This is a genomic window from Kiritimatiellales bacterium, assembly GCA_041656295.1.
Lineage (GTDB): Bacteria > Verrucomicrobiota > Kiritimatiellia > Kiritimatiellales > Tichowtungiaceae > Tichowtungia.
In genome coordinates, this window is sequence record JBBADV010000003.1 from 138,423 (window position 1) to 163,523 (window position 25,101).

At 51.4% G+C, this 25,101-nt stretch carries 18 protein-coding genes, 1 tRNA gene and 1 pseudogene; 10 read left to right on the forward strand and 10 right to left on the reverse strand.

Going from position 1 to position 25,101, the window contains the following annotated elements; translation table 11 throughout:
- Window positions 1–7: 7 nt before the first annotated feature.
- The 3 genes from WC959_02915 to WC959_02925 form a co-directional block, all read right to left on the reverse strand.
- Window positions 8–1,045 carry a Fic family protein gene (locus WC959_02915; protein ID MFA5688088.1) on the reverse strand — a complete coding sequence of 346 codons (1,038 nt, stop codon included), beginning with the start codon at window positions 1,043–1,045 and terminating at the stop codon, window positions 8–10.
- Window positions 1,042–2,022, reverse strand: coding sequence for a Fic family protein (locus WC959_02920; GenBank protein MFA5688089.1), 981 nt, complete (start codon window positions 2,020–2,022; stop codon window positions 1,042–1,044). Before WC959_02920 ends, WC959_02915 begins: the two co-directional genes overlap by 4 nt.
- Window positions 2,023–2,178: 156 nt before the next feature.
- Window positions 2,179–5,406, reverse strand: coding sequence for a helicase-related protein (locus WC959_02925; protein ID MFA5688090.1), 3,228 nt, complete (start codon window positions 5,404–5,406; stop codon window positions 2,179–2,181).
- A 653-nt stretch (window positions 5,407–6,059) separates the two neighbouring features.
- Between WC959_02925 and WC959_02930 the strand changes: the two genes are divergently transcribed.
- From WC959_02930 to WC959_02945, 4 genes are all read left to right on the forward strand, one after another.
- Window positions 6,060–7,580: a DUF1846 domain-containing protein gene (locus tag WC959_02930; protein ID MFA5688091.1), complete on the forward strand. Its 1,521-nt coding sequence runs from the start codon at window positions 6,060–6,062 to the stop codon at window positions 7,578–7,580.
- Window positions 7,581–7,819: 239 nt separating this feature from the next.
- Window positions 7,820–11,032 (forward strand): carbamoyl-phosphate synthase large subunit, encoded by a 3,213-nt coding sequence (gene carB / locus WC959_02935; GenBank protein MFA5688092.1) that lies wholly within the window; start codon window positions 7,820–7,822, stop codon window positions 11,030–11,032.
- A gap of 25 nt (window positions 11,033–11,057) precedes the next feature.
- The gene (locus tag WC959_02940) at window positions 11,058–11,192 is read left to right on the forward strand and encodes a hypothetical protein (protein ID MFA5688093.1); all 135 of its coding nucleotides are present in this window, start codon (window positions 11,058–11,060) and stop codon (window positions 11,190–11,192) included.
- A gap of 68 nt (window positions 11,193–11,260) precedes the next feature.
- Window positions 11,261–11,410, forward strand: coding sequence for a hypothetical protein (locus WC959_02945; protein MFA5688094.1), 150 nt, complete (start codon window positions 11,261–11,263; stop codon window positions 11,408–11,410).
- Window positions 11,411–11,466: 56 nt separating this feature from the next.
- On the opposite strand, the gene WC959_02950 is transcribed toward WC959_02945, so the two are convergent.
- The gene (locus WC959_02950; GenBank protein ID MFA5688095.1) at window positions 11,467–12,318 is read right to left on the reverse strand and encodes an alpha/beta hydrolase; all 852 of its coding nucleotides are present in this window, start codon (window positions 12,316–12,318) and stop codon (window positions 11,467–11,469) included.
- A 137-nt stretch (window positions 12,319–12,455) separates the two neighbouring features.
- Between WC959_02950 and rsmB the strand changes: the two genes are divergently transcribed.
- The gene (rsmB, locus tag WC959_02955) at window positions 12,456–13,748 is read left to right on the forward strand and encodes a 16S rRNA (cytosine(967)-C(5))-methyltransferase RsmB (protein ID MFA5688096.1); all 1,293 of its coding nucleotides are present in this window, start codon (window positions 12,456–12,458) and stop codon (window positions 13,746–13,748) included.
- Between the two features lie 99 nt (window positions 13,749–13,847).
- On the opposite strand, the gene WC959_02960 is transcribed toward rsmB, so the two are convergent.
- From WC959_02960 to WC959_02975, 4 genes are all read right to left on the reverse strand, one after another.
- Entirely contained in the window at window positions 13,848–16,310 is a 2,463-nt protein-coding gene (locus WC959_02960) for an AsmA-like C-terminal region-containing protein (protein MFA5688097.1), read from the reverse strand.
- A 120-nt stretch (window positions 16,311–16,430) separates the two neighbouring features.
- Complete coding sequence (gcvH, locus tag WC959_02965; GenBank protein ID MFA5688098.1) at window positions 16,431–16,814, reverse strand: glycine cleavage system protein GcvH; 384 nt, start codon at window positions 16,812–16,814, stop codon at window positions 16,431–16,433.
- 26 nt (window positions 16,815–16,840) lie between these two features.
- Window positions 16,841–16,914, reverse strand: a tRNA-Cys gene (locus WC959_02970).
- A 426-nt stretch (window positions 16,915–17,340) separates the two neighbouring features.
- A complete protein-coding gene (locus tag WC959_02975; protein ID MFA5688099.1) occupies window positions 17,341–18,024 on the reverse strand; it encodes an IS1595 family transposase in 684 nt (227 codons plus the stop codon).
- 45 nt (window positions 18,025–18,069) lie between these two features.
- Between WC959_02975 and WC959_02980 the strand changes: the two genes are divergently transcribed.
- Both WC959_02980 and WC959_02985 read left to right on the forward strand, forming a co-directional pair.
- On the forward strand, window positions 18,070–18,306 hold the full coding sequence (locus tag WC959_02980) for a hypothetical protein (GenBank protein MFA5688100.1): 237 nt from the start codon (window positions 18,070–18,072) through the stop codon (window positions 18,304–18,306).
- 21 nt (window positions 18,307–18,327) lie between these two features.
- Window positions 18,328–19,355: pseudogene (locus WC959_02985) on the forward strand (IS481 family transposase).
- A 93-nt stretch (window positions 19,356–19,448) separates the two neighbouring features.
- Here the strand turns inward: WC959_02985 and WC959_02990 are convergent.
- Together WC959_02990 and WC959_02995 are read right to left on the reverse strand one after the other, a co-directional pair.
- Window positions 19,449–20,282, reverse strand: a complete 834-nt coding sequence (locus WC959_02990) for an aldo/keto reductase (GenBank protein MFA5688101.1) — start codon at window positions 20,280–20,282, stop codon at window positions 19,449–19,451.
- A gap of 8 nt (window positions 20,283–20,290) precedes the next feature.
- Window positions 20,291–21,076 carry an SDR family oxidoreductase gene (locus tag WC959_02995; GenBank protein MFA5688102.1) on the reverse strand — a complete coding sequence of 262 codons (786 nt, stop codon included), beginning with the start codon at window positions 21,074–21,076 and terminating at the stop codon, window positions 20,291–20,293.
- Window positions 21,077–21,516: 440 nt separating this feature from the next.
- Between WC959_02995 and WC959_03000 the strand changes: the two genes are divergently transcribed.
- The 3 genes from WC959_03000 to WC959_03010 all read left to right on the forward strand — a co-directional run bounded on the left by WC959_03000 (window position 21,517) and on the right by WC959_03010 (window position 25,078).
- Window positions 21,517–22,248 carry a hypothetical protein gene (locus tag WC959_03000; protein ID MFA5688103.1) on the forward strand — a complete coding sequence of 244 codons (732 nt, stop codon included), beginning with the start codon at window positions 21,517–21,519 and terminating at the stop codon, window positions 22,246–22,248.
- Window positions 22,249–22,320: 72 nt separating this feature from the next.
- Complete coding sequence (locus tag WC959_03005) at window positions 22,321–23,742, forward strand: platelet-activating factor acetylhydrolase IB subunit (protein ID MFA5688104.1); 1,422 nt, start codon at window positions 22,321–22,323, stop codon at window positions 23,740–23,742.
- A gap of 586 nt (window positions 23,743–24,328) precedes the next feature.
- Window positions 24,329–25,078: a hypothetical protein gene (locus WC959_03010; protein MFA5688105.1), complete on the forward strand. Its 750-nt coding sequence runs from the start codon at window positions 24,329–24,331 to the stop codon at window positions 25,076–25,078.
- The last annotated feature ends 23 nt before the right edge of the window (window positions 25,079–25,101 follow it).

A 25,101-nucleotide genomic window follows, 5' to 3' on the forward strand; every position in this document is an offset into this window, starting at 1 on the left:
GTAATACCTAATTCAATTTTCGCCAGCGAGCGGAATGCCCGCGTCCCAGACATTCAACTTCCGTCCCTTTCAGGTGCTTCAACACTTTTCGGATCAAATCGAGACTGACGCCGGGGCATGCCTTTTGAAGGTCAGAGACACGGAATTCTTCAGTCTGCCGTTTGATGGCAGCTTCAACAAAAGCGGTTTTCTCACCCCGTGGGGCAGTGATTGCTCCAGCGCGTTGCTCGAACTCGTCGTAGGCCTTTTTGATGATGAATAACAGATAGCCGATGTATGGCCATGGGTCGTGCTTACCCTGATGCCATCTATGTGAGCTTTGTTCAAGGGTCTCGTAGTAGCGCTCTCTGTGCTCCTCGATGAGGCGTTCAAGGCTGACGTAGCGTCCGACCTCAATGCCGGCAAGATAGCAAGTCTGGAGCAGGAGCAGCCTGGAGACGCGGCCGTTGCCATCGCGGAAGGGGTGGATGCAGAGGAAATCGAGGTTGAAGGCTGCCAAAAGGATGAGAGCTGAAACGCCACGTTCTACGGAGAGGGTCTCCCAAAGTTCGATGCTCCGGCAAAGCTGGCTGGGCGTTTCGGATGGCGGGACGCTTTGAAAGCGAATGCGCCGTTCGCCATTGGGCAACAGTTCGATAATGTCTACTGGCTTCTCTTTGTACTTGCCTGCATCCCAGATTTGGCCGCGACAGAGTTTGTGGAGTCGCATGATGTTGGTTTCTGAAAGGGGGAGGCGTGGTTCGGCATGTATGAGGTTAAGCGCGTCCCGATAGCCGGCGACCTCCTCCTCGTCGCGATCTTTCAGGGGTGGGTTGCCGAAAACGACGGTGCCAACACGGCTACGCTCGATTTGCACGCCTTCGATGCGGTTGGACGAGATGGCGCTTTGAGCGATGGCATGTTCACGCAAGGTTTTGAGTCTTTGCGGAGATTGGCGGATGTAAAGTTCCTGAAGTCCCTGCGATTGCCCCAGGTCGGAGAGATACCAGGAGATATTCAATGGTATTTGCAGAGATCGGTTTTGCAGTAGTTCAAGAGTTTTCATGTGGTTTTTCCTGATTCTGAGTTATTGGGCTTGTCGGCGGTGTGGTTTATTAAAGGCTGCTTCTCCAAACTGTAGTCGGCATCAATCATCCATTTTTCGCGGAGACGGAAGGCGGGGATGGTCTGGCGTTTGGCTTTGTTTAAAACGGAGGGGGCGTTGAGACCAGCGGTTTTCACCCACTCGGAAAGCGGAATGATACGGCGGCTGGTGAGATAGGCGATGCGTTTGTGAAGGGCTTCGCACAGCAGGAGCGCAAAGAGTGCGCTAAAACCATCCGCCCGGCCGGTGGTGCGGTAGCGGTCAAAGTGCGGATAATAGTCGATGCGTTTGCTTTTGTTTTGAATGATGATGGGCGGATAGCCGAGGCGCAGGAGTTGTTGGTTGATGAGGATGCGCCCCATGCGCCCGTTGCCGTCGCAGAAGGGGTGGATGGTCTCGAACTCGGCGTGAAACCAGGCAATGCGGTCGAGAAACCAGGCATCGGCTGACGGGGCGTGGTTATTTTTTTTGCCGGCGGGCGGAGTGTTGTAACCGGCAACGAGTTCTTCCATCAGGGAGGCGGTGAAGGCGGGGTTGGCGCCGATGTGAGAGCCCACACGCACCCACTCGCTGCCGGAGCGAAAGCGTCCGGCGTAATCGTTGTTAATGTTGGTGAGAAGCATGTTATGCCAACCAAGAATGAGCGGAATGGTCAATGGGCGGGTGGTGTCGGCAAGCAGGTCTTCGGTGGTTTTTGCGAGATTTTTCGCCTCGTAGATCTCGCGGATATCGCGATCCTTGCGGACGATGTCGCGGAGAAGGATGTCCTCGGTGTCCTTGAGTGTGAGCGTGGAGTTTTCGATGGCGTTGGAGTTATAGACGGACTCCGGAATCTCCGCGATGGCTATGTCGTGAAGAATCTGCTCATGCGTTGGGGCGAGTTCGCGGTATTGGGCGGCGAGTTTTTCTATTTTCGATTTTGTAGTTTTGTTAATCACCGTCAAGAACCATCCCCGAATTATCCGTGAAAGTAAATATAAATCGGATGATTTTCACGGATTGTTTGCCAGGTTTGAAAAACATGATTCAAAGGATCGTACCCAATTCGGTGAGGTTATTAGACTCTTTATAACACTCTTTTGGGTGAATCATCCTTATTGTGCCATTTTTACGAAGGTTTCAGAAATTACGATCACAGCGTCCTGGGCATCGTCTGCAGCGGCGGTGGCGTGTTGCCTGGGCGCGAATTCGTCATGGAGGCGGTTGAGAATATCGGGGAGCTGGGCGGCTTGCTCGGGTGTCGGTTGGGCAGCGATTTCGCTGATCTGTTTCGTCTGGGCGACGAGTTTGCTGGGGAGTTGCGTGTGGATACCGGCGGCGAGGTCGTTTTGCAGCGCATTGATGACCGGGACGAGATCGGCGGGGAGGTCGCCACTGCTTGCCCAGCGCAGGCAGGTGCGCAGGAATTTGTCAGCCATCAGCGAGTTGCGATCTCTGCTGGCAGCAGTGGTGGGGTGGTCGACGGCCAGGCCGCCGCAGGCGGGTGCGTCAAAGGCGGCCAGAGCGGCGGCGACATCCGTGTAATGATTATCACTGGCAGGCGGCGCAAAGGGGAGCGGTTTTTCGTCGGGATCTGCCCGCAGGTGTTTGACGGCGTCGAGAAAGGTGATGGGTTTTGGTGATGCTGCGGTTACGTCGTAAAACTGGATGCGACCAGCGGCTTTGATAAAAGCGACAGAGTGATTTTTTTGCCCGGCGCGGATGCAGCGAGATTTGAGGGGGAGCGCCTTGATGCGTTTGTAAGCGGCGGGGTCTTTGGCAAAAAACGCCCGGATCTCGCGCAAGAGGGCGAGGGTTTCATCAACATCATCTCTGACATCGCGGTCGAAGAGCGTGAACTGCTTGACAATCTCGTCACGGGAGAAGATTTGCACATCCTCGCCGAGGGCGGACTGGAAGCCCTGCATTTTGATGAGGGCGTTCTCGTAAAGTCCGATTTCGCGGTTGCCTTGGTCAGAGGGGTAGAAGGTAAAATTGCGGATAGCGGGTGCCGTAGAGCCGATGCGGTTGATGCGGCCGATACGCTGCATCAGGCGGGCGACATTCCAAGGGGTGTCGTAGTGAATGACGGTGTTGGCCCGGTGCAGGTTGATGCCTTCCGAGAGGACATCGGTGGAGAGGATGATGTTGTAGCGGTTGTCCTGTTCGGCGGCGGGAAGGTTGGCGTCGAAAGCGCGGCGGATATCGTTTTTTCGACGGTCGCGGTTTTGGGAAGAGACAACAAGGATGTCGTTGCGCTGGAGGTGCTCGGTAAGTTTTCTACCCAGGTAATCGATGGTGTCGAGGCTTTCAGAGAAGATGACGAGTTTGCCGGAGGGGTTCTCGGGCTGGGCTGTCAGGCGGGATTGCAGGGCATCGAGAAAGACATCGAGTTTGGGATCAATGGTGACGTCTCGCCAGCGGGTCAGGAGACCCTCAAAGACGGTTTTGTCGGCATGGAGCATGTCAATAAAGGCCGGGGAGAAATCCGAGGCTTGGTAAAGGATATCAGATTCGGTGTAGCCACGTTCATCTATCAGCTTGGCGATGATATCATCTAGCTCTTTGCCTTGGTCGAGCCATGACCTGATGTCAACATCGGGCACAATAAGCACCTTGTCACAAGCAAACATCTCCAACATCTGGTCAATACCTCTGATAGCGTTTTCAAGGGAACAGCGAAAGGCGTGAAAAGAGCTTTCGAGCCGTTTGACCATCAGGACGCGGTAGATGCCCTGGAGGGTAGCAGAAATCTGCTTGGCGTTGGGGTAGCGGGATTGGTATTTGGGGTCGAGGAATTCAATAGCGCGATACCGTGCATAAGAGGCACAAACCGTGTCGGCAGGGATTGGTGCATTGAGGTCAGCAAGATTGTCACGATAAATTGGTTGAGCCGTAAGAACCCAAAGTGTCTCTAACAGGAGGATTTCAAGCGGCAGGTCGAGTTTGTAATTGAGGACTTCCGGGGCGGAAACATCAGGGAAGACAACACCTTGCTTTTTCAGGTCGGCAGCATAATCGCGGTCGTTTAAAATATTTTGTCGGGTGCGGCGGACAGTAACAGGTTCAAGAATAACACGACGAATAGTTTCGTAAATGGCATCAATTTTTTTTGGATCAAACTTGTTTGGGTCGTTGCGATCACGCATGGCGCGTTTGTATCGCTCTGAAAGTGGCGCGAAAAAAGAATTAATATTTGGCACATTTTCGATGGTGGAACGGGCCGCGTCTTGAAAAAGTAAAATCTGGGATCGCAAATCATCCGGTTCGTTGTTGACGGCGGTAGCAGAAAGAAGCATTACCTTTTTACGTGTGCCATGAGTTTCTCCGAAATTACCAGGATTAGAACGAGGGGCTTTACAGATTTTTTGGAGATCGTTAAACCGGGTGTTATCCGTGTGGTGGAAGTTGTGAGATTCATCCACAATAATGAGATCAAATTCTTCTTTAGAGCTGTAATTGCCATCTTCTTTTAATACTTTGGACAAACTGCCGTTACTGATAAACTGCGTATGCCGTTTGAGGTCAAAATTTTTGATGGTTTCTTTCCAGTTAGTCTCAACAGCAGGAGGATAAACAACAAGAATTTTTGTTTGTCTTCCGTTAGCTTCAACAAACCGCCGGGCGATCATAGCGGCAACGACCGTTTTCCCGAGTCCAACGACATCTGCAAGAAAGAATCCATGATGGCGGCAAAGCATTTGATATCCTTGGATAACAGCATCACGTTGATACGCCAGATCTTTAAATCCTTCAGGGAGTGCAAGAGAGAACGCGTCTTCCACCTGCTCGCCAAAGGTGTCAATGAGCACCTTCATGTAAAGTTCAAAAGGAGCTGGTTGAATCCCCAGGTGAGTTTTTGAAACAGAGGAGACTATATCTTCGTTTGCAAACGGAATCCCCTGACTCCATAGCCGATCAAATTCAGTTTTGCAATAAGCTACGTCATCATAATCTTTCATAGCGACATTCAACTCATAATGAACATCGGGGGTGAGCCCCAACCCGGCATCAGAAATATTAGATGATCCCATGATCACCCAACCATCAGAGTGCTCATCATGTTTTTCTGGAATACAAAGATAGAATTTGGCATGAAGCGTTTTTGATGGATGGATGCGCATTTCAAGGCGCCCGCTTTTCACATCTTCAATGAATTGGAGGATACCACTTTCAATCTCATTTGAATATCCAGCATCGCAAATATCATCAATAAATTCCTGTGTATAAATTTGCTTTGCTTTTTCGGGGTCACCGAACCAAAGATTTGCTTTGCTATGCTGGCGAAAAACATTATTAAAAAGGGTGTTTTCTGCAGTATTATTGAAAAATTTTGTACTCATATATTTCCTTAAAAATCTACAAACTACATAGAAATATTCAATCTTTCCTTAACGAGGATATGCGCGTGATTTTCAATGACATCAGGAGCGGGATAACGTTATTCGCCGCGTTCCAGAGTTTTTTGTCGAGCTCGTTAAGAAAGATCTGTTCTTCAGTCGTATTAATTTTTGTCATACTGGTTTATGATACGTTGCAGGAGTTATAAACTCAAGAATCATGACCGGCGATTTCAGTTTTTGCGGGCGGGAAAGTATAGAGGGGCGAATAGAGCGGTGAGTTTCGACAGGATTGAGCAGATCGACAGGATTTTATTCACCGCGAAAGAACACATAGAACGCAACTAAAGTAACCGCGAACACATTTGGTTTTCTTGTACGAAATCCTGATGAATCCGGTAAATCCCGTCAAAAAACCACAAATGTGCACATTATTTTGCCCGTGTAATTTCGACGGCGACGCTGCGGGTAAAGCGGAGGGCGCCGAGTTTAGTGATGATAACGGTGCGGTTTGTACGCCGAAACCTAAAAAGCCGGCGTTTTTGTTATTAAATTCTGCGGTGCTGAATATCGGCATCACTTTTCTTTTGATACACGATTTTTTAACTGATAGCGTATTTTCCCGACCTGCAGGTCAGGAAGGATATTTTTTACGAATGGATAAAACCGGTTTTGATAATGAGCGCTATCTGGATGAGCAGAGCCGGTATATTATCGAGCGCGCAGAACAGTTTGAGAACAAGCTGTATCTCGAATTCGGCGGCAAACTGGTCTGCGACCATCATGCGGCGCGCGTGCTGCCGGGGTTTGATCCGCACGTGAAACTGCGCCTGCTGCAGCGCCTGAAAGAGCGCGCGGAACTGATCCTCTGTATTTATGCCGGCGACATCGAGCGCAAAAAAATACGCGCGGATTATGGCATTACATACGATGTGGATGTGCTGCGTCTGATTGACGATCTGCGCGATCACGGTCTCTCCATCGCCGGTGTTGTGATTACCCGCTTTAACAATCAGCCCGCCGCCATGCAGTTCCGCAACCGGCTGGAACGGCGCAGTGTACCGGTCTATGTGCACCAGGCTATCGACGGTTATCCGGCGGACGTAAGCCGGATTGTGAGTGAAGCGGGTTTCGGCACGAATCCGTATATTCAAACGGCCAAGCCGATTGTGGTGGTTTCAGCGCCGGGATCGAACAGCGGCAAGATGGCAACCTGTCTGAATCAGCTTTACCATGACTACCGGCGCGGCATCGAATCCGGTTATGCGAAGTTCGAGACGTTCCCGGTGTGGAATCTGCCGCTGAATCATCCGGTGAATGTGGCGTATGAAGCGGCCACGGCGGATCTGGCGGACGTGAATATGATTGATCCGTTTCATTTAGAGGCGTACGGCCAAACCGCGACGAATTACAACCGCGATATCGAGACATTTCCGCTGCTGAAACAGATTTTTGAAAAAATCACCGGCGCCGCCTGTGTTTATCAGTCGCCGACGGATATGGGCGTAAACCGCGCCGGCTGTGCGATTGTGAATGACGAGGTGGTGCGTGCGGCGGCGATTCAGGAAATTATCCGGCGCTGCTTCCGGTATCAATGCGAATACGCACTTGGCGCAACCGATCTGTCAACGGTGGCGCGCGTCGAAAAACTGATGCGGGACGCCGGCGTGGCGCTGGAAGACCGTGCGGTGGTGGTTCCGGCGCGCCGGGCGGCGGTGCGCGCTGAAACATCCGGCAAGGGCCGCGACGGCATTTTTTGCGGTGCGGCGCTGCAGCTGCCGGACGGGGAGATGGTCACCGGCTGTAATTCGCCGCTGCTGCACGCGGCCTCGGCGATGCTGCTGAATGCCGTGAAAATTCTCGCCGGTATGCCGGACGAAATGCTGCTGCTGAGTCCGGTGGTGATTGAATCGATCCGGCACTTGAAGCAGGATCTGCTCGCGGCGCGTTCGCCGAGCCTGGATCTGGAGGAGACGCTGATTGCGCTGAGCGTCAGTGCGGCGTCGAATCCGGCGGCGCAAATGTGTTTAGAAAAGGTGCCGGAGCTGCGCGGGTGCGAGGTGCATCTGTCGCACATGCCGTCGTCGGGCGATGAAGCCGGTTTGCGGCGGCTCGGCGTGAATGTGACGAGCGATCCGGAGTTTGCCGGACACCAGCTTTTTTTAACCGAAGCGTAATTTAACAGGATACGGGATACAGAATTCAGGAATCGCAAAAGAACGTAAAAAAGAAACCACGGATATCACGAATGAATACGGATTTTAAACTGCTCACGGATATCACGAATAAACACGAATCCAGCCCGTTTTCATTCGCGAAAATTCGTGATATTCGCGGGGAAAATTTTCCACCGGCCACTCGTCACTGAAAAACAAAATTTAACGAATAATAACACAGCATATTTAAGGAGTACTTAATGCCCAGACTCAGCGATATTGAAACGGTCATGATTATCGGCTCCGGGCCCATTATTATCGGCCAGGCCTGCGAATTTGACTACTCCGGCACACAGGCGTGCAAGGCACTGCGCGAGCTCGGCTACCGCATTGTGCTCGTCAACTCAAATCCGGCGACGATTATGACGGATCCGGGCATGGCGGACGTCACCTATATTGAACCGCTCAATGTGGATACGCTCGAAAAAATTATCGCGAAAGAGCGCCCCGATGCTCTGCTGCCGAATCTCGGCGGACAGTCCGCACTGAACCTTTCTATGGAACTGGCGAAACAGGGAGTGCTGGAACGGTACGGCGTCAAGGTGATCGGCGTGAATCTGGAAGCGATTGAGCGCGGAGAAGACCGGATCGAATTTAAGAAAATGATGGACAGGCTGGGCATCGAAATGGCGCGCAGCCGGGCGGTGTATACGGTAGAAGACGCGGAGGCGACGGCGGCGGAACTCGGCTATCCGGTGGTGATCCGTCCGGCGTACACGATGGGCGGAACCGGCGGCGGAATTGTTTACAACCTCGAAGAGCTGCGCGCGGTGGCGATGCGCGGCATTGCGGCGAGCCGCGTGAATCAGATTCTGGTGGAAGAGTGTATTCTCGGCTGGGAGGAGCTTGAGCTTGAAGTGGTGCGCGATGAAGAAAACCGGCTGATCACCGTCTGCTTCATCGAAAATATCGACCCGCTCGGCGTGCATACCGGCGACTCCTTCTGCTCCGCGCCGATGCTCACGATTTCTCAGGAGCTGCAGGACCGGCTGCAGAAAGCGGCGTACGCCATTGTTGAGTCCATCGGCGTGATCGGCGGAACCAATGTTCAGTTTGCGCACGATCCGGCAACCGGCCGCATTGTTGTTATCGAAATTAATCCGCGCACCTCGCGTTCGTCGGCGCTTGCTTCAAAAGCCACCGGATTTCCGATTGCGCTCGTTTCCGCCAAGCTCGCCGGCGGGCTGACGCTTAAAGATATTCCCTACTGGCGCGACGGTTCGCTCGACCGGTACACACCCTCCGGCGATTACATCGTGATTAAATTTGCGCGCTGGGCATTCGAAAAATTTAAAGGCGTCGAAGACCGGCTCGGCACGCAGATGCGCGCCGTCGGCGAAGTGATGAGCATCGGCAAAACCTATAAAGAGGCGATTCAGAAATCTATTCGCGGGCTTGAAAACGGCAACTACGGCTTCGGCTTTGTTAAAAACTTCCATGCGCTGTCGCTCGATGAACTGATGGTAAAACTCGCCTTCCCGACCAGCGAGCGCCAGTTTGTACTGTACGAAGCACTGCGCAAGGGCGCGACTGTGGAAGAGCTCCACAAGAAAACAGCGATCAAGCACTGGTTCCTTGAACAGATGAAAGAACTGGTGGAGCTGGAAGAAAAAATTCTCACCCATAAAGGCAGGAAACTGCCGGACGATCTGCTCGCCGCGGCAAAAAAAGACGGCTTTGCGGATGCCTACCTGGCTAAAATTCTCGGCGTGCCGGAGAAAGAGATCCGCGCGCAGCGCACCGCCGCCGGAATTGTGGAGGGCTGGCATGCGGTGCCGGTCAGCGGCGCCGATGCGGCCTATTATTACTCAAGTTACAACGCGCCGGACAGCGTTGAGGTTTCAACCAATCCGAAAAAAGTGATGATTCTCGGCGGCGGACCGAACCGCATCGGACAGGGAATTGAATTTGACTACTGCTGCGTACACGCCGCGCTGATGCTGCGCGAAATGGGATATGAAACCGTGATGGTGAACTGCAATCCGGAGACCGTTTCTACCGACTACGACACCTCCGACCGCCTCTACTTCGAACCGCTCACGGTGGAGGATGTGCTGCAGATTTATAATAAAGAAAAACCGCTCGGTGTGATCTGTCAGTTTGGCGGACAGACGCCGCTGAACATTGCGCGCCAGCTCGAGGAGGCCGGCGTGAACATTCTCGGCACACCGCCGGCAATTATTGATCTCGCCGAAGACCGCGACCAGTTCGACCGCGTCATGCGGAAACTGAAAATTCCGATGGCGGAGAGCGGCATGGCGGTTACGGTGGACGAAGCGGTGGAGATTGCGGGCCGCGTCGGTTATCCGCTCATGGTGCGCCCGTCGTATGTGCTCGGCGGACGCGGCATGGAGATTGTTTACGATGAACCGATGCTGCGCTCCTATATGGCCGCCGCACAGGGCGTTACGCCCGACCGCCCGATTCTCATCGATAAATATCTCGAAAACGCCATCGAAGCGGAAGCCGATGCCATCGCCGACGGCACTGATGCGTTTGTGCCGGCGGTCATGGAACACATTGAACAGGCCGGTATTCATTCCGGCGACTCCGCGTGCGTCATCCCGCCGGTCGGCATTCCCGCCAAACACATCGATACCATCTATGAATACACGCGCACCATCGCGCGGGAGATGGGCATTACCGGCTTGATGAACATTCAGTACGCAATTTGCCAGGACACCGTTTATGTGCTCGAAGCCAATCCGCGCGCATCGCGCACCGTGCCGCTCGTCTCGAAAGTCTGCGGACTCTCCATGGCGCGCATTGCCACCGGAATTATGCTCGGCAAAAAACTGAGCGACTTCACGCTGAGCCGCGGCACCGTGCCGTATTACGGCGTCAAAGAGGCGGTCTTGCCCTTTTCGATGTTTCCGGAAGTCGATCCGGTGCTCGGGCCGGAAATGCGTTCCACCGGCGAAGTGCTCGGCATGGCATCGTCGTTCGGGCTCGCGTTCTATAAAGCGGAAGAGGGTGCAAAAAGTATGCTGCCGATGAGCGGCAGTGTACTCTTTACCGTCTCGCCGCGCGACCGCTCCGAAAAACTCATTGAAGCCGCACGTATCCTGCAAACCACCGGATTTGGTCTGATCGCCACCGGCGGCACCGCCGCGTTCCTGAAAGAACACGGTGTTGAAGCGAAGAGCATTCTGAAAATGCACGAAGGCCGCCCGAACATTGTGGATGCCGTTAAAAACGGGGAGATTCAGCTTATCATCAACACGCCGTCCGGAAAACTGAGCGCCTATGATGACTCCTACATCCGGAAAGCAGCCATCAAACATTATGTGCCGTACATCACTACCGTGGCTGCGGCCTTCGCCGCCGCCGAGGGAATTGCCGCGCGCATCGCCGGCGAAGATCCTGTGCGCTCGCTGCAGGAATGGCACAGACTGTTAAACTATGATGCATAAGACGCAGTAAAAAGGCGTATACCGTGTGCAAGTGAAAACGGCAGGACTGTTTTTTCCTGGAATTCTCGGCGTATTTGTTTTCGGACTGATCATTAAAGAAGTGCCGGCGATGGCGGTGGTGCCGGATTGCTGGTCAACCCGGTTGCGTATCAACTGTTAAAAGTTTACCTACCGCAACTCGCTTTCCTGAACCGGATGGCGATCTGTCCGGGGATTGTTTTTATCGTTATGGCAATAATCACGCTGATTAAACCGGCGGCGCATCCTGGAAAAATTCAGGCAGAGAAAACCGTCGATCTTACGCCGTCCAAAGGTGCGCTCATCTCCGGCATTATTGTCGTGGCTGCAATACTCGCGCTGTACGCCTATTTTTGGTGAAAAATTTGGTAGGGCGGCTTCGATGAGGCCGCCGCGGACGCTTCATCGAAGCGTCCCTACCGCAGAAATCCCTGGACGTTCAGCCAGGTTCTTAGTCTGTTAGGCCAGTCGCGCGTACCGTCGATATCCTGCGCCATACCGCGTCCGTGCGAGCCTTTGCGATAGACGTGCAGCTCCGCCGGGATGTTGTGTTTTTTCAGTGCAAGGTAAAATGCAATGCTGTTTTCCGGCGGGACACCGGTATCTTCATCGGTATGAAATAAAAATGCCGGCGGTGTGGCGGCACTTACCTGTTTTTCGGTCGACATGCTTTGAATCGTTTCCGGCGAGGCATTTTCGCCGAGCAGGTTTTTCTGCGAACCTTTGTGAGTGAATGCTTCATCGAATGCGATCACCGGATAACACAGAATCATAAAATCGGGACGGCAGCTTGCGCGGTCAACCGGATCGGCGGCGGATGCGTCGCCGGAATCGAAATGCGTGCTGGCGGACGACGCAAGATGTCCGCCGGCGGAAAATCCCATAATGCCGATGCACTCCGGATCGATGCCGAGTTCCGCCGCCCGCGAACGGACGGTACGGATTGCGCGCTGTGCATCGAGCAAGGGAACGGGGTGCTGATAACCGCCGCGACTCATACGGTATTCAAGGACAATTCCAGTCACGCCGAACAGATTGAGCCAGTGTGCAATGTCCACGCCTTCGTGATTCATGGCCAGCATTTGATAGCCGCCGCCGGGGCAAATAATAACAGCGGCACCGGAGGAAACGGTGCGGGCACTCGGTCTGAAAATTGTAATTGCAGGCTGGTCGTCTGGCGCACTGCCTTTGGCGAACGGTGCGCCGTCTGGCCAGAGCAGTTCACGCACCGGGATTTTAATTGTATTGGCGCCGGGAAAAAGATTCATAACTAAAACTCCTGAAACAAAAATATTTAACAGGTTTATGCAACAAAGATAATGTAGCAGCGGAACAATGGAATAATGAAAATGTATTTTTCATTATTCTTTCATTCGCCGGCGCTTTCCGGTTCACTGCACGCCCGATGATAAGAAAACCGCAGCACAGTAAACCGGACAGTCGCGCCGTTGCCACCGGAATTATTGCCCGCTGGCTGGAAAACGAAAGTTTTCCGGACCGGCAGCTGGCAGAGGTGACATCCGGCCGCGCATTTATTACCGAACTGGTTTACGGCATTGTCCGGCGCAAAGTGACGCTGGAATATATCGAACAGAAATATGTCAGCCGCCGCCCCGAAAACTTTCCGCTCGCGGCGCTGCACACCGGAGTGTATCAGCTGTTGTTCATGGACAATGTGGAAGAGTTTGCCGCAATTCACGAAACGGTCAATGTGGTGAAAAACCGGCGCCACAAAGATGCTATGCGCGTGTCGCGTATGATTAACGCGGTGCTGCGCAACGTGCAGGACGAGCGCGAAGCGATTCTGAAAAACCTTGAACATCAGCCCGATTATATTCGCCTGTCACATCCCGAACAGCTCGTGCACCGCTGGACAAAACAGTATGGCGAGCGCAATGCGCGTCTGTTATGCGAATGGAATAACCTGCCGGCGGAAACCATTATCCGCGTTGAACCGGCGCGCATCACAGTACCCGAATTTACGCAGGAACTTGAGACTGCCAAAATCAAGGCGACGCTGCATCCGGCATCCGGCTTCGAAACATTTTTCACACTGCCGCGCGGCGTCGCCGTGCCGAACATGCCCGGCTACGCCCGGGGATGGTTCACCGTGCAGGATCCGGCGACAGCGGTTCCGGTGGAGCTGCTCGACCCGCAGCCCGGTGAAGTGATTCTCGACGCGTGCGCCGCACCCGGCGGTAAAACCGCGATGATCGCCGGATTAATGGAAGGCACGGGCGAACTCTACGCCATGGACGTGCATGATGACCGGCTCGATACATTAAAGGAGACGCTCACGCGCACCGGCTGGGATTTTGTGCAGATTGTGAAGGGCGACGCCGCTAAAGGATTTCCGGAAAAAAATAAACAGTTCGATGCTGTTCTGCTCGACGTGCCGTGCATGAACACCGGCGTACTGCGCCGGCGCGTTGATGCGCGCTGGCGCTTTACGCGCGAGCGGATTGAAACGATTAAGAGCACACAGCGCCGGATTCTCACCGCGATGTCAAAATTTGTGAAGCCCGGCGGGCGGATGGTTTACAGCACCTGCAGTCTTGAAGTGGAAGAGAACGAGGAGATGGTCAACAGCTGGGCGCGCGCCAATCCGGAGTTTCGCGTTACTAAAGCCAAACGCCTTTTCCCGCCGAAATCCGGCACCGACGGCGCCTATGCCGCCTTGCTCAAGCGGGGTGCTTAACCGCGGATAACGCTGATATAAAGCGGATATTTCAGCACGAAACAGACCAGATTTAAAAAATTCCGCCGGCGGATTTATTTTGTATTTGGAGGTTTCCCTCTATTCCGGGCCGGAGCGGAAGCGCGGCAGATTGGAAAGCTGCCAGTCGGGATGTTCGAGCGGACCGGTGAGGTCGAATTCAAGAATACGGAAGAGCGGCGAGGTTCCTTTTTTCAGCGCTTCAACGAACCAGCCGGCGACATTATACCAGTTGCGATCGTCGGCGGTTTGACGCAGCGGTTCGGCGCGCACGATGAAGTTGAGCCCGTTTTCCGGCGTCCATTGTCCCCGTCCGTTTGCACTGAAAAGCGTACCGCCGAGATACGCGTTCTCGCTGTGCAGAGCGCCGTTTCGCAGCGTGAAGTCGCCGGAGAGTGTGGTGAGTGTGAAAATATTGAAGAACGGAACGGTGGCCTGCATTAAACGCGCGAGTCCGCCGAACAGCGGCAGATCAGCAAGATGTCCGTCAATGATATCCACGTGACCGTAACCGGCGACACTGTCCCAGAATCCGGCGGCGGCATCGCCGGTCAAATTGATATGTCCGGAAAGATCGCCGTGTGTGCGCGGATGCACACCGGCCGTGAACGCCGGAATGAGCTGCCGGACATCCGCTTTGGCAACGCGCGCACTGGCGCGGTAGGGCAGGCGGCCGTCGGCGGCGAACAGATCAAAATCGGCAGAGCCGGCGATGGTGCCGTGATACGCCCCGGCGGAAACATTATGAAAGATGAGCTGCGTGCCGCGTCCTTCAACATCGCTGCGAAACGAATCAATTTTGAATTGTTCGTAATGAACGTCGTGCAACTGAACGCTTCCGGCGAATGCGTGATTGGTTTCAGCACCGAAATCAACAGTGCCGGATGCTTCAGCAGTCACGGCGCCGTTAAATGTAAAACAGTTCAGCGGCGTTTGCACATCCGGCGCGATAATCTGTGCAACGTCCGGCGGCGGGAAGCTGCTGACGGCATCAAAGTGCGCGATGTCGGCATTGAAATCAATGTCAATCATGCCGTTAAAGTATTCGGTATCGCGGGTAAGCTTTAGCGGGTCAAGGCGCACGGTATTGTTGGAGTAGAGCATGACCGTGTGCAGTGTTTCAACAGGAACGCCGGCGCAGCTGAAATTCCCGGCACTGATGGTGCCGGCGACAGTGAGCGAATTTGAAACGCCGGCGTGGGTGATTATCAGATCTGTAGTGATATTGTCATCTGTAACCGTAAAGCGGTTGATGAAATGACGCAGCTTCAGACTGGAGAGCGGACTGATCGCTGCCGGATGAAGTTTAGTGTGAACATGTGCTGCGAGCATCCGTGTTGCGGTGTTCATTGTGAACTGTCCGGATGCGATGCCGTTATTAATAGCGGCGGTGATGTTGGATGCGGAAAGCTGATCATCCTTGTACATCAGCTGCGCGGCGAGTGAATGAATAATCAGATCATCACGTCGTGCAGAAATCCGGCGGAGATCAGCAGACAGCGAATGAATGACCTCCGGTAGCGGTGCCGGTCCGGCGACTGCCGAAAAATCGAGATGGCCGAACAGCACGATTCCGGCAGTGTTCAGTTGGCTGCGCAGGTTGTCGGACAGCAGCGGCAGAAAATCCGGAGCGGAAATATCTGCATCCAGCGTGCCGGTGAGCTCTTCGGAAACCGTGTCGAATGTACCATGCAAACGGACGCCGGAGCCGTCGGTCTGCAGCAAATCGAGTTGCGAAACCGTCCACACCTGATTGCTGAAATTAAATGCGCCGGCGAATGTGCGGTAGCGGTGTTCATTCCAGACAAGCCGTTCGGCATTCAGCGCGGCGGTAAGTACGGATGTCTCGGGCTGCATGGTGTTGATATCGAACTCGACAAAAATCTGCGGCACGCGTTCAAATGCCAGGCGGCTCAGCGCATCGGCGGCAAGGGCGGTACTGCGCTGAAACCGGCGCGCAACGATTTTCGCGTCCGGCGGAATTTTTTCTTCCGTTATTTTGCTGCCGGAAAACGCTACGGTGCCGCCGGCGCGGAAATTTATGCCGCCCCACTGCGCTGCAGCGCGCCGGAGTGTAATGCGCCCCGGTTCATAATAGAGCGATGCTTCGAGCGTGGAGATGGTGTTGAACGGATTTTCCGGCGACAAAATTTCGTCCCACGCATACCCCGGCGATACGGTAACAGCTTTCGCTGAAATCTTCAGCCGCCACATCGTCCATGTACTCCAGTTGACCGGCCAGGTTGTAATATAAAGTTTACGTGTGCTGAGCATCGGCTTCACTTCGTCCGGCGAGCCGTAGAATCGTGCGTTTTCTAACAGCCAGCCGCGCCGGAGTGTAAGCCGGATAGAATCGAACTGCAGCGGCACGCCGGCGGAATTCAGCGCGCTGCGCACGCGGTCAACGGCAGATTCCGGCAGGCCGTTTACGCGCAGTGTGAAATAGAGCAGTGCGGCGATGAGCAATAGTGAAAAAACAAACAGGTGGCCAAGCCGGTAAAAAAACCGGCGGCATCGTTCGCAGCGCTGTTTAAATCTGCTCATGGTTAAAAACCGTACTGTTTAAACCCGGCGATGTCTGGAAAAAATTGAATCCAGTTTTTCGCTATTCCAAAAAAAAAGGACGGCAGCACCGTCCTTTTTTGTTTTCAATATGTACGCTGTTTATTCCTCTTCGCAGAGTTCAGCATATTCTTCGGCGGTCATCAGATTGTCAACGTCTTCTTCTTTACGCAGTTCAATCTTGAAAAGCCAGCCGTCTTCATACGGGCTGGAGTTGATTAGATCCGGAGAATCCTCAAGATCGCTGTTCACTTCAATAATGGTTCCGGCCACCGGGGCATAAATATCAGATGCGGCTTTAACGGATTCCACAACGGCAATTTCATCGCCGGCTTCAACTTCGCGGCTGATGTCCGGCAGCTCTACAAATGTGACATCAGAAAGCTGGTTCTGAGCGAAGTCGGTGATTCCAACAATCGCAACTCCCTCTTCCAGTTTGAGCCATTCATGCGTTTCCGCGTAATAAAGATCAGCAGGTGCCTGCATAATTTTTCTCCTTACAATTAAAAATCTGGAGGCGTGAAGCGGAATCGAACCGCTCTAGCAGGTTTTGCAGACCCGTGCCTAACCTCTCGGCCATCACGCCCTCATTTAAAGGTTCACCAATGTAATGAGCGGAAAAATTGTTTAAAGGAAAATTTCATAAAAAATTACATATCAAATTCAGCGCCGGAATTCCTCAACACGCTCACAGTGCTATAACTTGTACCGGAACAGCCGTATTTGAGAGACCGTACGGGGGTTGAGTAACGAATGCAAACGACAATTATAACATCAGCCCGGCAGCAATCATCGGCTGTTAAAATCGTGTAAAACCCGGTTTTGCTACAAACGCAATGGCGGCAAAACCTTACTCCCTGCCGAAAACGATGGTTCCGGTCAACACGTCAAATGAAGCAGTTATGCGGACTTTTGAACCGGATCGCTGTAAAGTCAGTCCGTTCTGGCATCCCGGGAGTAAATATCTATATCTCCGGAAAGCCCGATATTCAATTTCTATAAAAATTTTGGTTCAAGACAAGTTAATGGGTCGTTTTCTGAACATTTTTAACAGTATCTGATAGAGGTCTTCGTGATGATGATTCAATCGGAATTCACACTCTTTCAGATGGAGATAAAACGTTGATTTGTGAATCCCTCTAAACTTTGAAAGCCGGACCTTGGCCATACTCCAGAAGTTTTCAATACCGTTGATATGATTTCGTCCGGCAGCAAATTCATTCTTCCCATGATGAATCCTGTAATGCTTCCGGTAACCGAAATTTACCAGGCCATCGTAACTTTTAAATCCATCGGTATATATGATCGATTCTGCATCAACTTTCTGTTGTATAATAGGAAGTAACTCCTTTACAGAACAGTTCTTAACAATCTGAGTGTAGACCCGGTCTCTTCGTTTTATCGGTCCAAACACGATGGTTTTTCCTTTCGCGCCACGACCGCGAATTCCTCGTACACGCCGGGCACCGAAACAGCTTTCATCCAATTCGACTTCACCGCATTTAAACGGGCTGTCCAGTTCACAGCATTCAGCGATCCGCCGGCGTACCGCAGAAATAATCCGGTTGATTGTGTTACGACTCAGCCCGGCAAGAACAGCCATCTTCGATGCTTCAATATCCACCGAAAAGTAGCGGATAATACGCCGGAAATCATGCTCCGAAATCCGTGAATGGAAAATATATTTATTACTCATTTCAAGACAACATCTTAAGGGCTATGTCAACCCAGTTAACTTGTCTTGAACCTAAAATTAATCCGGATTCTTTATCTGAGTATCTTCGTTCATGGTGTGTGCTCTGCGGCGACATATTATGTGGACGCAAACCGTGCAAATGACTCCGGAAACGACCAGAGCTGGACAGTTGCTAAAAAAACAATTCAGGCGGCAATTGATGCAGCGGCGGCAGGCGATGAAATTATTATTACAAACGACACCTATGTGTTTGGTCCCACAGTGTGCTGGAGTGATGTATAACCAGCTCCGGAGGGCTGAATTATGGGACAGATAGTACACGGATGCGCCCGTACGACTGAGGCAGTGCGTCGAACAATACAACATCGTCAAGAGAGCCTGAATGTTCTGGCGCGCCGGCACGGTATTAACCCGAAAACCGTAGCGAAACGGCGACAGCGCACAACAGTACAGGATGCCCCGATGGGACCCAGACAACCCCGGTCAACGGTGCTGAGCAAGGAGGAAGAAGCCGCTTGCGTCGCTTTTCGGCAACACACGCTGCTTCCTCTCGATGATTGTCTTTACAGCCTGCAGACCGCCATACCTCATTTAACACGCTCCTCTCTGCATCGTTGCTGCCAACGTCATGGTATTCGCCGGCTGCCGGATACCAAAGATTCTCGGAGCAAACGGAAATTCAAAACCTGTCCGATCGGGTTTTTCCATATCGACATCGCCGAGGTCCGCACGGAAGAAGGCAGGTTATATATGTTTGTTGCCATTGACCGTACGTCAAAATTTACTGTTGTTCAGCTTCACGAAAAGGCAACGCGGCGAATTTCTGCCGACTTTCTTCAAGAGCTCATCCGGGCCGTTCCTTATACTATCTACACCGTATTAACGGATAACGGAACCCGGTTTACCTCTCCGGGTAACCGACGGTCTGCAACATCGGATATCAAGCAGGCGATAAATTCCGGAAGTCTTTTTCGCGCACATGCCTTTGAACTGGCTTGCCCCGAAACAATGTAGATCACCGGCTGACCAAACCCAACCATCCCTGGACCAACGGACAGGTTGAGCGGATGAACCGGACGTTGAAAAAGGCAACGGTGAAGCGGTATCACTATGGAACCCATGATCAGCTGAAAGAACACATACAGACCTTTTTGATGGCCTATCACTTTGCCAAACGGCTCAAAACATTACATGGTCTTACGCCATACGAATATATCTGCAACATCTGGACTTCTGATCCGGATCGGTTTAAGTTTGATCCGTTCCAGTACACTGTGGGACTAAACACACGCCGGATATCGCATTCTGCTGGAATTTATCCGGCAAATTAATGGAATGGAATAAGCATGCTTATCAATATGCTGTTCTGACCGCGCCAAGAACGTCACTTGATCGTATTACGGATGACTCTATAAAAATCCATTTTACCATAACTTTGGACGGATTAATGTCTCATCAAGCAACGGAACAGCAGTCTTTACAGCCTGCATTATTTCGGGCGGCAACGGACCCAGTGAAGCAAGCCGGATATTCTCCGTTAACTGCTCAGGGGTTTCGACGCCGGTTAAAATGCTGATCCTCTCGCCAAACCCAAGCAGATAACGCATGCACAGCTCTTTCAACGGGATTCCAAAAACCTCTAATTTCCGGCGATATGGTGCGAGTCCGGGTATAATTTTATCTTCCGGCATTAACAGCATGCCTTGCAGATAGACACTGCGGATGAATGTATGATGAATACGCTGTTCGATCCAGGCATCAAAACGATGATCAACCGGATTACACGGAATCTGAACGAGAGGAATGTTTAACGCTTGGTCACGGTATATGACACTGTCTAATGAAATGCCGGCATTTTGAATGAATCCCTGTGCGATCATAGATTGCAATATCGGCAATGCATGAATATCAGTTTCCCGATGCAATAATGCCGCCGGCAGTATTTCCAGACGAAGGCGCTTAAGTGAGGTTACTAATGAAGTTTTTATAAATTTTTCAGGATCGATATCGGCAGGCAGCGGCGGAATTTTGCTGACAATGAGAATTTTATTGCTGATTCCGAGTTCTGCGCATGCACGTCCCAGCACATCTTCACTGTCGCCGTAGGCCGCGGCAGTGTCAAAGGCGGTGATGCCCGAATCAACTGCAATTCTGAGTATCTGTTTAACGGTATCAAACGAAGGTTTGCCATGAATATTGGCGATGCCGTAATTCATACCGAATTGAACAGTGCCAAGCATGAGTTTTGAATAGTTCATAAAACGTCCTATTTAGCAGTATAACCGCCGTCAACTGCGAGATTAATCCCTGTAATATATTTTGATGCCTCGGATGCCAGAAAAACTACAGGGCCTTTTAAATCATCTGTTCCGGCCAGTCGTCCCAGAAACGTGTTTGCACTGTAATTTTCAACAAATCGTTGCGAATGATCTTCTGTTTGAAATCCGCCGGGACTCAGGCAGTTGACACGAATTCCGAACGGCCCAAGCACGCTGGCGGCAAAGCGGGTGAAGTTGACCAAGCCGCCTTTTTCATAAAAATAAGCAGGGGATGGCCATGTCTCACCTGAATACATATCGGTTCCGGCATAATTTGTATAATTTATGCCGCGCATCCCCAGATATGATCCAATGTTGATGATGGATCCTGCCCGCTGCTGTTTCATATTTTCTGCCACCAGTCTGGTTAAACAAAACAGGGCGGATGCATTAACCCGCAAGCTGGCATCAAAATCATCCATAGGTAAATTCCACGCTGTACATGCAGACCGGGAGACCGCATTGTTCACTAGGATATCGATTTTATTAAATCTGGATAGTACTGCCGCGACTGTACTGTGAATGGATTCCTCGTCAGTAAGATCCAGTTCGAAACAGGTGACGTTGGCATAACCGGATGCTACAGAATGCAGGCTTTCCAGATTCCTCGAAGCAATACATGTACTTGCACCGGCTTCTGCCAGCGCTTCGAAAATCTGCCGGCCATATAATCCTGCGCCGCCGGTCACCAGCGCAACTTTTCCTTTAAGCGAAAACGTATTGAGAAATTGCATACATACTCCTTTAACAGAACTGAGTTTTAACTGACGATAAAATTAATTCAATAAATATTTCTAAAATTTTAGAAATTATAATGTGTTTTAAACTTTTCTTTGCCCGGGCGGAGTAAAACAGCTTGTTACTTTTAAACAAAGCAGAAATGCGCAATGAAGGCCCTTTGCGGTGTGTGAGGTTAACAATAAAGCAATGCTGCGGGAAAAGCAAATCGATCCCCCGGTCTGTATAACAGCGCGTAACCGGCAAAAGAGGGATATTGCAGTTTTGCAATTTACAGATGGCTCAAAATAAATGTTGACAAAATTTTGGAAGCCGACAGAATAGTTTCTAAAATTTTAGAAATTATATTTTCAGAGGATGACTGTCCGAGGTGCGGACAGCAAAAAAGCAGGAACAAACCGGGCTGAAATCAGCCGCGGAACAACAGGAGAGGTCAATGAAAAGTACAATAGGAAAATGGATGACAGGTCTGATAATGGCAGTTTTTTGCGGATATTCGGTGTTCGCCGGAGTTACTCCCTGGGAACTGAATGGTATAACCTGGACGAATTATTACCGGGCGGATACGGATGGTTTGCCTACTGAAGCGGATCCGGTATGGATCTCAGAATATGCAACCGGCACTCATTATTTGACGAATAATTCCGTCCGTATTGAAACAGAGCCCGGCCAGCAGCGTTCTTTCAGAACGGTTTCCGGGTGGGATTTAACACAGGATATGATAGTAGAAGCTACATTCCGCGTAATCAGCCAGACCGAACAAGCCAACAATGGCGCCGGTTCGATTGTATATGGAAACGGATCATTTTATGGAACTGTGCTTATCGGTACAGACTTGATAACGGGAGCAGCGAAAGGGGTACATGATTTTACTGACTGGACCACTGTGCGATTGGTTTTTGAAGGAATGGATGATATAGCTACCGCCACAGTAAAAGTGTATATTGATAACAACCCTGTCGCGGTGGCTACAAATTCAAAGTGGACAGAGTCAGGGGCCATAAATTTTCTCCGGTTTGGAGATCCTAATGGAAACGCAACCACAACGGACGGTGTGATGGAGTGGCAGTCGGTCCGCTGGGCGGCAATTCCCGAGCCGGGGACAGTTACACTGTTTTTATTTTCATCCGGGATGCTGTATGCTGTTCGCAAATTAAAATCTAAATAAAACACAGAACCCGGGTGTTAGAAACATCCGGGTTTTTGCGCCGGGATTTCATCCATCAAACGGAGAGAACAAATGGGAACAAAGAGAAAATTATGGCTTACCGGAGTTTGGGTTGCGGGTTTTTGCATTGCCGTTTCCGGCGCAAAGCTGCCGTTAACGACGAACGGGATCGATTGGGGTACAAATTATTACAATCCGGATAAACGTTCCGGCGTTGAATATGACGGGCTGCCGATGTCTGCTTCACCGGCGTGGGTTTCGGGCTATAATACCGGATCATACAGTCTGGAAGACAATTATTTGCGGATCGTCACAAAAAGCAGCCGGAGCGAAGAGGCGGAAACGCGCCAGACATTCAGCATAACAGCAGGGTGGAATTTAACAGATGATGCTGTAGTTGAAGCAACTCTGCGTGTGGTGGAGAATATTGATGGACTTCCCGCAGCCGGTGCGCAGCAGATTTGTTACGGAAACCTGGAAATTCGTTCCTTTATTGGATTTACTAAGGATGGAATCCGCACCAGCGGCGGAACGTATTATCAGCATGATATGACGGAATGGACGACGGTCCGGCTCGTGTTTGAAAATATAAAAAACCCTGCGCTGGCCGCGGTGAATGTATATGTTAACGGTGGAACTGAGCCGGTGTTAATTAACAAAACCTGGTATCCGAGTTCAGCCGCATTGAATGTGCTGCGCATTGGAGATATGAATGCGGTCAGCGGCGGCACAGTGGACTGGGAATCAATTCGCTGGAAGTGCAATGCGGCATCTGACGGCGTATCTGGTGGAATGGTGGTACAGCTCGTCGAAAAAAAAATGCATGCAGCCGTGAAGCCGGCGGATCGTGCGGATCGCGACTGGTGGATACCGCGTCATGAAGAAAAGCTGGCAGAGATAAAATCTCGGGATGTTGATCTGGTTTTTATCGGTGACTCAATTACGCAGGGTTGGGAAAATGCCGGCAAACCGGTGTGGGATGAATATTTTGCGCCGCGCAATGCAGTAAATCTTGGATTCGGCGGTGATCGCACCGAGCAGGTGTTGTGGCGGATCGATCACGGCGAGCTGGATGGAATCAATCCGAAAGCCGTGATGATTATGATCGGCACAAATAATTCCGGTAGAGATTCGGCAGAAGAAATTGCCGACGGAATTAAAGCGATTGTAACGCGCATCCGCCACAAACTGCCGAAGACAAAAACTCTGGTTCTCGCAATTTTCCCGCGTGGCGATGCGGCGCAACGTGCGGATACAGCGAACGATGCAACCTATAATGATCAGTGGGCCAAAAATGATCAAACCAGCGAGATCGTTTCGACAATCGCCAATAACAAAAATATATTTTTTCTCAATATCAACCAGGCATTTCTCGACGCTGATGGCGTTTTGCGCCGCAGTGTGATGCCGGATCTGCTGCATCTGAACGCATCCAGCTACCGCATCTGGGCCGAGCAGGTTGAACCAATGATCAGCCAGCTGATGGCGGAATAAATTTTTGATGTATTGGCGCGTGGGCTTTCTGCAGCCGGCAATTACTTTGATACTGCCGGACGCTGACGCCGGTGAGTTTTTAAACAGGTGCGCCAAGCGGATGGGCTGCGGCCGGTTTGTGTCGCTGCTTTTTCACCCTGATGGTCTGTTTCGGATTTTTCCAATACGGTCAATAGCAAACAGTATTCATAGCAGGATTGGCGGAGGCCGGAAAAACTTCTTTACCGGCCGGTTGAGGTTGCAACCTGGAAAAAGTCTGGGTGTTGGGATGTTGAGCGGATTGTCAGTACATGGTCAACACCATTCCCGCAAGAGACAGAATTTGGAAACCGCCGAAGAACTGTTTACTCAGAGAATGGTGGCATGACTCAAAAAGCTTCATGCGGACATTTGCTTTTATAATCTACCTAACTTCGCAATTTACACATTGCCAAAAATAAACGTTGACAAAATTCTGAAAGTCGATAGAAATAGTTTCTGAAATTTTAGAAATTATATTTTTAGAAGATGACTGTCTGAGGTGCGGACAGCAAAAAAGCAGGAACAAACCGGGCTGCAATTAGCAGCGGAACAAAAGGAGAGGTCAATGAGAAATACAGCAGGAAAATGGATGACAGGTCTGATAACGATAGTTTTTTACGGATATTCGGCATTCGCCGGAGTTGTTCCCTGGGAACTGAATGGCATTACCTGGACGAATTATTACCGGGCGGATACGGACGGCTTGCCTACTGCAGCGAATCCGGTATGGATCCAAGAATACGCAACCGGCACTCATTATTTGACGAATAACAATGCCATCCGTATCGAAACGACATCCGGCCAGCAGCGTTCTTTCAGAACGGTCTCCGGTTGGGATTTAACACAGGATATGACGGTTGAAGCTACGTTCCGTGTAATCAGCATGACCGCGCAAGCCAACAATGGCGCCGGTGCAATTGTATATGGGAACGGATCGTTTTACGGAACCGTGCTTATCGGCACAAACCAGATAACAGGAACAGCTAAGGGAGTCCATGATTTTACAGACTGGACCACTGTGCGACTGGTTTTTGAAGGAATGGACAGTCAAGCCACCGCCACAGTTAAAGTGTATATTAATAATAATCCCGATGCAGTGGTTACAAATTCAATCTGGACGACCGGAACGAGTATAAATTTTCTCCGGTTTGGAGATCCTAATGCAAGCGCAACCACAACGGACGGTGTGATGGAGTGGCAGTCGGTCCGCTGGACGGCGGGCGCTATTGCTCCGGTTCCTGAGCCGGGCACCGTTACACTGTTTTTATTTTCGTCCGGAATGCTGTATGCTGCCCGCAAATTAAAATCCAGATAAAACAGGAAACCCGGATGTTTGAA

Coding starts and splice junctions, on each gene's coding strand:
- WC959_02915 (MFA5688088.1), bottom strand. CDS start 1,045: ATGAAAACTCTTGAACTACTGCAAAACCGATCTCTGCAAATACCATTG.
- WC959_02925 (MFA5688090.1), bottom strand. CDS start 5,406: ATGAGTACAAAATTTTTCAATAATACTGCAGAAAACACCCTTTTTAAT.
- WC959_02930 (MFA5688091.1), top strand. CDS start 6,060: ATGGATAAAACCGGTTTTGATAATGAGCGCTATCTGGATGAGCAGAGC.
- carB (MFA5688092.1), top strand. CDS start 7,820: ATGCCCAGACTCAGCGATATTGAAACGGTCATGATTATCGGCTCCGGG.
- WC959_02945 (MFA5688094.1), top strand. CDS start 11,261: ATGGCAATAATCACGCTGATTAAACCGGCGGCGCATCCTGGAAAAATT.
- WC959_02950 (MFA5688095.1), bottom strand. CDS start 12,318: ATGAATCTTTTTCCCGGCGCCAATACAATTAAAATCCCGGTGCGTGAA.
- rsmB (MFA5688096.1), top strand. CDS start 12,456: ATGATAAGAAAACCGCAGCACAGTAAACCGGACAGTCGCGCCGTTGCC.
- WC959_02960 (MFA5688097.1), bottom strand. CDS start 16,310: ATGAGCAGATTTAAACAGCGCTGCGAACGATGCCGCCGGTTTTTTTAC.
- gcvH (MFA5688098.1), bottom strand. CDS start 16,814: ATGCAGGCACCTGCTGATCTTTATTACGCGGAAACGCATGAATGGCTC.
- WC959_02975 (MFA5688099.1), bottom strand. CDS start 18,024: ATGAGTAATAAATATATTTTCCATTCACGGATTTCGGAGCATGATTTC.
- WC959_02990 (MFA5688101.1), bottom strand. CDS start 20,282: ATGAACTATTCAAAACTCATGCTTGGCACTGTTCAATTCGGTATGAAT.
- WC959_02995 (MFA5688102.1), bottom strand. CDS start 21,076: ATGCAATTTCTCAATACGTTTTCGCTTAAAGGAAAAGTTGCGCTGGTG.
- WC959_03000 (MFA5688103.1), top strand. CDS start 21,517: ATGAAAAGTACAATAGGAAAATGGATGACAGGTCTGATAATGGCAGTT.
- WC959_03005 (MFA5688104.1), top strand. CDS start 22,321: ATGGGAACAAAGAGAAAATTATGGCTTACCGGAGTTTGGGTTGCGGGT.
- WC959_03010 (MFA5688105.1), top strand. CDS start 24,329: ATGAGAAATACAGCAGGAAAATGGATGACAGGTCTGATAACGATAGTT.